Annotated in this window: 6 protein-coding genes; 1 reads left to right on the plus strand and 5 read right to left on the minus strand. The window is 39.4% G+C overall.

Annotation, left to right across the window (positions count from 1 at the left end; translation table 11 throughout):
• The first annotated feature begins 89 nt into the window (after nt 1-89).
• Nucleotides 90-1,670, plus strand: coding sequence for a BCCT family transporter (locus QQK09_RS15815; protein WP_284205123.1), 1,581 nt, complete (start codon nt 90-92; stop codon nt 1,668-1,670).
• A gap of 137 nt (nt 1,671-1,807) precedes the next feature.
• Here QQK09_RS15815 and QQK09_RS15820 read toward each other — a convergent pair whose 3' ends face one another.
• The 5 genes from QQK09_RS15820 to QQK09_RS15840 form a co-directional block, all read right to left on the minus strand.
• Nucleotides 1,808-2,524, minus strand: coding sequence for a 3'-5' exonuclease (locus QQK09_RS15820; RefSeq protein WP_284205124.1), 717 nt, complete (start codon nt 2,522-2,524; stop codon nt 1,808-1,810).
• A 3-nt stretch (nt 2,525-2,527) separates the two neighbouring features.
• Entirely contained in the window at nt 2,528-4,405 is a 1,878-nt protein-coding gene (locus QQK09_RS15825; protein WP_284205125.1) for a putative nucleotidyltransferase substrate binding domain-containing protein, read from the minus strand.
• A gap of 128 nt (nt 4,406-4,533) precedes the next feature.
• Complete coding sequence (locus QQK09_RS15830) at nt 4,534-5,280, minus strand: amino acid ABC transporter ATP-binding protein (RefSeq protein ID WP_348532714.1); 747 nt, start codon at nt 5,278-5,280, stop codon at nt 4,534-4,536.
• Nucleotides 5,281-5,294: 14 nt separating this feature from the next.
• Nucleotides 5,295-6,374, minus strand: a complete 1,080-nt coding sequence (locus QQK09_RS15835) for an amino acid ABC transporter permease (protein WP_284205126.1) — start codon at nt 6,372-6,374, stop codon at nt 5,295-5,297.
• Nucleotides 6,375-6,376: 2 nt separating this feature from the next.
• Nucleotides 6,377-7,312 (minus strand): amino acid ABC transporter permease, encoded by a 936-nt coding sequence (locus QQK09_RS15840; RefSeq protein ID WP_284205127.1) that lies wholly within the window; start codon nt 7,310-7,312, stop codon nt 6,377-6,379.
• Nucleotides 7,313-7,421 lie beyond the last annotated feature (109 nt).

The raw sequence follows: 7,421 nt of genomic DNA on the forward strand, positions 1-7,421 counted from the left end.
ATATGGATCAGCAGGATGTTGTTTTCATTATAAAAAGCATGATGTCATATAAATACACTAACGGAGCAGGGTGCTCTAATTGAGGAATAATGCATTTAAATAAAGATAAATATAGTATTGATAGTACTGACTATACGGTAGGGCAGGATAACGTGACCAAATGGGGATTTGATGTACATAACCCTGTATTTGGCATTAGTGCGGGGCTAATTGTGCTGTTCTTAGCTGGCATTTTGTTTGTAGGACCAGAAGCATCAAAATCATTCTTAGATGGAATGAAATGGAGCATTATTGGCGCATTTGATAGCTTATTTATGTGGTCAGTTAACTTTTTCGTTCTTTTCTGTGTTGGTATCGCTATTTCACCATACGGTAAAATTCGCTTAGGCGGTGATGACGCAAAACCTGATTATTCAAGTTTTTCTTGGATCTCAATGTTATTCGCAGCAGGCATGGGTATTGGTCTGATGTTCTGGGGCGTGGCAGAACCCGTTGCTTATTATACCGGTTGGTATGAAACGCCACTTAATGTTGCTGCTAACACACCAGAAGCGGTAGAAGTTGCACTGGGTGCAACCATGTTCCATTGGGGACTACACCCATGGTCAATCTATGGCGTAGTGGCATTATCATTAGCTTTCTTTGCTTATAATAAAGGTTTACCACTTTCTATTCGTTCAATTTTCTATCCTATTTTAGGTGATAGAGCGTGGGGATGGCCTGGTCATGTTGTTGATATTCTTGCTGTTGTCGCGACACTGTTTGGTTTAGCAACATCGCTAGGTTTAGGTGCACAACAAGCCGCGAGTGGTTTCCACCATGTATTTGGCTTAGAAGCTGGATTTCCACTTCAACTTGCTATTATTGGTTTCGTCACCTTACTAGCGATTATTTCCGTTGTACGTGGTATTGAAGGTGGCGTTAAAATCATTAGTAATATCAACATGATAATGGCGCTTGCATTAGTTGTTTTTGTTGCAGCCGTTACTTTTGCTATCTCAATGGGCACAATCCCTACTACTGTAATGGGTTATGTTAAAAATATTATCCCATTAAGCAACCCAATTGGTCGTGATGATCAGGCTTGGATGCACGGTTGGACAATCTTCTACTGGGCATGGTTTATTTCATGGTCTCCATTTGTAGGTATGTTCATCGCACGTATTTCGCGTGGCCGTACGGTACGCCAGTTTATCTCTGCGGTTATCATCATTCCAACATTAGTAAGTATCTTATGGATGTCTGTTTTTGGTGGCGTTGCGATTAGTCAAATCATTAATGAAGTGGGCACATTAGGCGCGGAAGGGCTGAAAGATGTGCCATTAGCAATGTTCCAAATGTTTGATGCACTACCGTTTGCAAGCCTTTTATCTATGCTTGCTATTGCGTTAGTTATCGTTTTCTTTATTACCTCTTCAGATTCTGGATCACTAGTTATCGATAGTATTACTGCCGGTGGTAAAGTGGATGCGCCTATTCCACAACGAATCTTCTGGGTAGTTATTGGCGGCGCGATTGCTGCAGGTCTACTTTGGGTTGGTGGCACAGAAGCGATTGAAGCGTTACAAGCAGGTGCTATCTCTACAGCACTGCCATTTACCTTTATCTTACTGATAATGTGTGTGAGCCTATTAATGGGTATGCGTACAGAGCCACGTAAGAAAGGTTAAAGTATAAGCGGTCAGTCCTTATTAAGTACTGAACCATAGCTACAGATAGCAAAAAGCCACTCGGGTGAATACTCGAGTGGCTTTTTTTATGACTTTTTTAACCAGTAAAATAGATCAGCCATTTACTGTCATTGGTATTACAGCCAAAGTTTTTTAAGTTCAGTCTCTGGGCTAAAGTGATGCTTTATTTGTGCCTGAAACAGTTCCGCTGTTGCAATCGCGTCGGTGACTGCATCGTGTGGTTGGTAGGTGGGAAGGTTATAGCGTGTGCGACTGTTTGCAAGACGTATAGAGTGTGATTTTTTATTTTTAAACCAATTGAAAAATCCCAGTGATTTTTGGTGTTGTATGTCCGCTTCAATTTGCATGGTATCGATCATTGGAAAAACAATGCCTTCTTTGATAAATGCCCGCAAATTACTGTCTAAAAAATCACGTTCAATACGGCGGTAATGCACCACAATTACTTTGCCGGCGAGCTCATCTAACAATTGCTCTAGAATACGTAACAAATTAGGTGCACTTTTTAAATCGGAATGGGTGATACCATGGATAACAATAGAATCTTCTTGGAGATTATCCTGTGGATCGATATACCAAGACTTGCTTTTCTTGCAAAAAATTCGCCGTAAGTTAAAGTGCACTAAACCAATACTAATAATACTATTTTTAGCAGCATCTAAACCGGTTGTTTCAAAATCTAGCGCTACAAATTCGACATCTCTGATCGGCGTTTCATCATGGTAAGTCCCCTGACTATAAAAATTTTTAAGCCGTTTATCTTTACTTAACTGTTGTTTCAGTTCTAGAAAAGCGCGCCAATTTAAAATTTCTTTATTCGTAAAATTATGCATAATTTACATCTTATTCGCGTTGTAGCGATATTTTAAAAAGTTTTGTGCACTGCTTAATACTAAAAAAGCATCCTTAAGATTGCGCCTTTCAAAGTCGGACATGTTTTCAGGTTCAATATTGTTATCTGGCTCAATTCCCGATTCTATATCTAATGCTTGATGACGTAGACGTACCATGGAGATAAGTTCCATCGCATGATATAAATCCTGGCCCTTCGACTTGGGTAAAATACCCGCTTCGATAATGTCTTCTAAGCGTTGGAAGGAGTTCTGAGATTGTGAACCAATCGCCAATGCATGGATACGAATTAAGTCTGCTAATGGTGCGGTGCCACGACGTTTTAAGTTAATTGAATTATTGTGGCGGCCATCTTTTTCCATCACAAAGTCCTTAAAGAATCCGAGTGGTGGCTTACGATTAAGAGCGTTACGTGCCAAGCAGGCTAAAAATCGATTGTTCTTTTTCGCGCGTCTGAGAATAAAGCCATTTAATTGCTCTGCCCATTTTACACGTCCATATACGCCAGTGAGGTCAAAGAAGATAGAGCAGTTTAACAGTGCTTGCGGGTTAGGATCATCTATCCAATCAGTAAAACAGTCTTCCCATTGTGTTTGGGTTTTTCTAAATTCACGATTAGTTGCCATAATATCGCCAGTACAGTAACTATAACCACAGTCAGCTAATCCATCACAAACAAATTTCGCGAGCTTTTTGAAATACTTACCATGTAATTTCTCTTCATAACTGTTATCGAGAATGATGGCATTATCTTGATCGGTAACGATAAGTTGTTCATCACGTGCCATTGAACCGAGTGCTAAAAAACAGTAAGGAATAGGCGGTTCGCCGAGCTCTAGTTCAGCTAGTTCGAGTAAACGCTGTTTGAAGCTACGTCCAATTTCCGACATAGCACGGCCGACCATGTGTGAATTTGCATCTTCATTCACCATACGTACAAAACAATCTTTTAGTTGTGTTGAAAGCAATGCGAGATCTTCTGTACTCTGCTGTTGCATAATACTGCTTACAAATAACAAACTATTTTGTGACTCATAACGAATGATATCGCTGACTTCAATTAACCCTATTGGGCGTTTATTTTTTAGGATTGGCAGATGATGTACGTTATAACGCAGCATTAGTAACATTGCTTCAAAAATATAAGCGTTGTGATCCAGTGATATGAGTTCGGTGGACATCACTTCGGAAACAGGAATGTCGACGCTTAACCCTGCTGCAATCACTTTCGCACAGAGGTCTTTTTCGGTAATAATGCCTACAAAACTACTGCCATCTTCATCAGTAACCTCTGGATCATTAATTAACGCTGCAGAAACATTCTCTTCTGCCATCTGCTGTGCGACGGATTGAATAGATGAGTTATTAGGTAAAATAAGCACATCACGGCTTAATAGGGTTTTTACTTTCGAGGTAGTGAGGGAGTTTGCATCATCACTGGTGCTCTCGATAGCTTGTTTTAAACGCGTACTATCTTCTACTTCAACAAAGTCTGCAAATGTTTCATAGCGTTCACAGAACTCATGAAAAATCTCTTCAGGGATGCAGTATAAAAGTGAGTCGCGTACAGATTTTGCAGGGAAGCGTACCTTGTTATTGGTTAATAATCCCATTTGTCCAAACAGCTGCCCTTGATCTAGACGATTGTACAAGTCTCCATTACGGCGGAAAATCTCTACCACGCCACTACGGATCATGTATAACTCATTAATCTTATCACTGAGGTCAATGATACTGCTATCTGCTCGAAAATAGGATATTTCAATGCTTTGTGTGATTTCAGTTAATGCGTCTTCAGGAAGTTCATCAAAAGGGGGATACTGGCGTATAAAGTCTTTAATTTCTAACAGTTCAACTTCCATTTTTACCTAATTTGTTAGTAAGAGAATATTGTTATTATACGACTAAATTAATTAACTGCTCACACAATATTTTTTAAAGCAAAAAAAAGGGATACATCTGTATCCCTTTGTCGTTTATCAGATATCGATTAATGAGACAAAATTTGCTCAAGGAATAGTTTTAAACGATCCGATTGCGGATTATCAAAAAATTCATTAGGTTCATTTTCTTCAATCACTTGACCCGCATCCATAAAGATAACGCGATCCGCTACTTTTTTAGCAAAGCCCATCTCATGCGTTACACAAATCATGGTGATACCTTCATCGGCAAGTTCAACCATTACATCTAATACTTCCGATACCATTTCAGGGTCAAGCGCTGAAGTAGGTTCATCAAACAGCATTATTTCAGGGTTAATACATAAACAACGTGCAATCGCTACACGCTGCTGCTGACCACCTGATAGTTGGTTTGGATATTTATCCGCTTGATCTGCGATTTTTACCCTTTCAAGGTAATACATCGCTTTTTCGATCGCCTCTTTACGCGGTACTTTGTGTACCCATGTTGGTGCGAGCACTAAATTTTCTAATACAGAAAGATGTGGGAAGAGGTTAAAGTGTTGGAATACCATACCCACTTGTGCACGAATATGGCGTACCACTTTCACATCATCAATCAGTTCAGTCCCATTAATATTAATGTTACCTTGTTGAAATTTTTCAAGATGATTTAAGCAGCGAATGGTGGTTGATTTACCTGAACCAGATGGTCCACAAATAACTACTTTTTCGCCTTTTTTAATGTCTAAGTTAACATCTTTAAGTACATGGAAATCACCATACCATTTGTTAACGTCTTTCATTGAGATCATAATTTCTTGTTCAGACATAAGAGATTTCCTAATTAGTGTTCTGTATTAAATTTACGTTCAATCGCTTTTGAATATTGCGACATAGTGAAGCAGACAACCCAGTAGATTAAGGTTACAAATACATAACCCTCTACTTCATAACCTAGCCAGTTGGTATCACTGTTGGTTAATGTCACCATGGCGAGAATATCAAATAACCCGATGATTAATACCAGCGTGGTATCTTTGAACAGTGAGATAAAGGAACCCACTAGATTGGGTATCGATATTTTCAATGCTTGTGGCAAAATAATTAAGATCATTCCCTGCCAGTAGCTAAGCCCTAATGATTCAGCCGCTTCGTATTGCCCTTTAGGAATTGCCTGTAAACCACCGCGCACGACTTCGGCAATATACGCTGCTTGGAATAGGGTGATACCAATGAGTGCACGCAGTAATTTATCAAAGTCGATACCATCACTGAAAAACAGGGGCAGTACAACCGATGCCATAAACAGGATAGTGATTAATGGCACACCACGAATAAACTCGATAAAACCAACACATAATGTTTTTACAATAGGCATATCAGATTGACGACCCAATGCCAGAACAATACCAATTGGAAAAGAGGCAATAATACCCACAGCAGCAACTACTAGGGTCAGCATTAATCCGCCCCATTTTTCAGTTTCTACCGTTTCAAGACCAAACCATCCGCCACTGATTAAGATAAAACAGATGACCGGGTAGATTAATATTAATGCGGCTTTGATTTTTACATTAGCAAAAATCTTAAAGGAAAAGAGAAAAGCAACCGTCAGTACTAACACTAAATTTGGGCGCCAATGCGATTCCTCTGGGTAAAACCCATACATAAACTGATCAAATTTTTCACTAATGAAGATCCATCGTGCACCTTCTTTAGTGATCTCAGCTTGTGTACCACTCCACGTCGCATCAAAAATCATCCAGTTTAAAAGTGGTGGGATGATAAGGTATAAAATATATAAACCAACGAGGGTTAATATACTATTTTTAACATCTGGAAATAGATTCTCTTTCATCCAGTAAACAGGGCCTTTGGTACCTATTGGCGCTGGTTTAGCTTCTTTCATTGTATAAGTAGCCATAATTATCTTCCTATAATCGCCATTTTTGCATTAACCCAATTTAAGACCAGTGAAATAACGATACTGATAGTAAGGTACACGGCCATGGTCATTAAAATAATCTCAATTGCTTGCCCAACTTGATTAAGCGTGGTCCCTGAAAATAGGGTCACTAGCTCGGGGTAGCCGATCGCTGTTGCAAGCGAGGAGTTTTTAACGAGATTTAAATACTGATTAATAACGGGCGGAATAATCACGCGCAATGCCTGTGGCAAAACGACTTTACGAAGGATGACGTGATCTTTTAATCCTAATGCTTTTGCTGCTTCTTTTTGCCCTGATGGAACGGCTTCAATACCTGCGCGTACCGCTTCAGCAATATAGGTTGCCGTATAGATACTTAACGCAAACATCAGTGCGAGCAATTCAGGAATAATGGTTAAACCACCTCTGAAGTTAAACCCTTTTAATACAGGGTATTCTGCAGTAATAGGTTGCCCTGTGATAAAGAATAGGAGTGTAGGAGCAAGGATTAAAATAGCGATTGACACTTTAACGATTGGAAATTCTTCACCGGTTAGATCGTGACGCTTTTTAGCCCAACGGCCCAAAAAGATAACGCCTACAATCGCTAAAACGAATGCCACTAAAATAAAGCTACTACCCGCTTCAAAAATCGGTTCAGGTGTTAATAAGCCGCGGTTATTTAAATAGAAACTGTCAAAGTAGCTGAAGCTCTTTCGTGGGCTAGGCAACGCAGCAAGTACCACGTTGTACCAGAATAAAATTTGTAACAGGATGGGAATATTTCGGAAGGTTTCAATGTAAACAATTGATAGTCTTGATACCAAATAGTTTTGTGATAAACGACCAACGCCAATCAGTAACCCTAATACAGAAGCAAAAAACACCCCGATAAAAGAGACTAATAACGTATTTAATAATCCAACAATAAACACATCGTAAAAAGTTGAGGTACCGTCATCGTAGGGGATTAATATTCTGGTCTAATTGAACTGGACACTTTAATTTTGGATAATACTATCCACTAAAGGAGTGAACATGAAT

It is taken from the genome of Psychromonas marina (assembly GCF_030161115.1).
Taxonomy (GTDB): domain Bacteria; phylum Pseudomonadota; class Gammaproteobacteria; order Enterobacterales; family Psychromonadaceae; genus Psychromonas; species Psychromonas marina.